1 protein-coding gene is annotated in these 2,035 nt (G+C 31.6%); it reads right to left on the bottom strand.

What is annotated here, in order from left to right; genetic code table 11:
- Positions 1 to 546: 546 nt before the first annotated feature.
- Positions 547 to 1,584, bottom strand: coding sequence for a hypothetical protein (locus QUH73_RS20625; protein ID WP_289532335.1), 1,038 nt, complete (start codon positions 1,582 to 1,584; stop codon positions 547 to 549).
- Positions 1,585 to 2,035 lie beyond the last annotated feature (451 nt).

Raw genomic sequence — 2,035 nt, 5'->3', positions numbered from 1 at the left:
CTTTTTGCATTTTGCAAATAAAAACAGCCCCAAATCGTTTGTGATTTGGGGCTGTAACTAATGATTTATTAGATTTTGGATCGCACTAATTATAATGTTGTTTTATTGGAAGTAAACAATCTATTCACTATTTTTTTTGATATGAAATAAAGACCATACCAATAGAATAGGGGTAGTAAAAAATACAATGAATAGGTGATTACCACATTTTCTAAATGATTCTTCAATTCGAATGTTAAATTTTCTGGTAAAAATGGTGCATTCATTTGTGCTCCACTAAGCAATATATTCAATGATGTGTAATTTAAATCTTTAGTCCCAGTTAAAATAAGATATGAGATGGGGAGAAATAATACGAATATAAAGGCACTCCATCTAAATACTCTTTTTTTTATCAAGTTGAGAATAAATAAAATGATAACGAATACTCCATAATAACCTATGACTTTGATTGTGTCATCGGAAAATTTTCTTCCATATGTTAATGTGCTCAATATAAAAATAGTATACATAAACAATAGTAATACAATATGAATTCGGATTTGTTTAATCATTGCAGTAGTCCTCCATAAAATTTAGTGCGTTATACAGGTGCATATCATATAAGAAGTCATCTTCGAAGCCTTGATTATCTCTCAGCCAGCCTTCAATATACTCTAAAGCTCCTTCGATAGTGTGATCAGCTAATCCGTCTTTTACAAGGCCTAATGCATTATATTCACCATTCTTTTCAGGATAAAATTTGAGTTGAAAACCTGAGCTGTTGATTTCAGGAGAAATTAATGCATAGTCGCAATTAGCGTTACTATTCCCAGTTCGTTCCCAGTTTGCCGTGTATTTCTCATGGTTATTTAGCTTATTTAATTTACTATATAGATTACTATCATTTGGATAGTTACCTAAGTCATTTTTTAAACTGGTGAATGGTAAGCCTAATTCGCTCATCGCAGCAATATTAGCTAACCCAATAATAAATTGTTCTTGAGGTAACGAAAGTTCATCTATATTTTCTTTTATTGAACTAATATTAACTATACCATTAAAAGTATTACAAAGATCTTTTTGAATTTGTTTTTTTGTAATTTCTACAGGATCTATAGGTTCTGGCTCCCCATTTCCATTCCCTGAACCACCATTATAAGAATCATTAGGCTTATAATTACCACTGCTATTTAGATTCCAATCACCCCTTGATGTATGGAAATCAGAACGTACTTCGATATGAATAAAACATTCTTTGTAAGGATCATAATGGCTTTTCCCATTAGAATCAATCCATAATTGTTCCCAAGAGTAGCAAGTTTCCATAATCTCTGATCTGGCTTTTGTTTTTTTAGTACCATCAGAACCTTTAATTGTAACTATAATATCATCATTTGAAATTTTCAGATTCATAATTTTCTCAAAATACTGAATCATTCTACTCAAATAAGAATAAGCGGCATCATCATGGTCATTCATAAACAGATAAGTTTCAATATCGCTGCCACTATATTTTAGATAATACAAAGCACTAATAGACTCATTTGTTTTGTCTAAAATAGGTATAATTAGAGAATTTCGATTCTCTACATTAAAACTCATTCCACAATCCCATTGAGGGAAACCATACGTTTTAACAAAATCTCAGGTAAAAGAAAGAGAATCATCCGCTTGTGCCAAGCATTCAAGAATATAAGTCTTAAATTCATCGCCACCGGTTTATTGATGTTTGAAAAATTCATGATTTTGTATTTTTGCATTGGGCTGTACAAACTCATCATCCTTTTCGCAACTAATGATCAGTAACGAGGAAAAGAAAACTACAAGTAGAATTCTGGCTCCGGCCTTTAAAAAATTTAATTTCATAATAATAATATGTGATTTGGTTTAAATACCCTTTTATTCCTTGCTTAGCCAAAAGGCAACCTTAATAAAAGGTGTTGTTAAACATGTTATGGGAATCATAAGTCTGAAATGTTTGGTGTCATTGCAATGTTTTGCATATTCCGGTGATGCTGACCCCTTGTCCGGGTGATACTGACCCCTCACAGAA

Source organism: Labilibaculum sp. K2S, from assembly GCF_030372765.1.
Lineage (GTDB): Bacteria > Bacteroidota > Bacteroidia > Bacteroidales > Marinifilaceae > Labilibaculum.
Note: the sequence above shows the minus strand (reverse complement) of the source record. Positions and strands in the feature narration are given on the sequence as shown.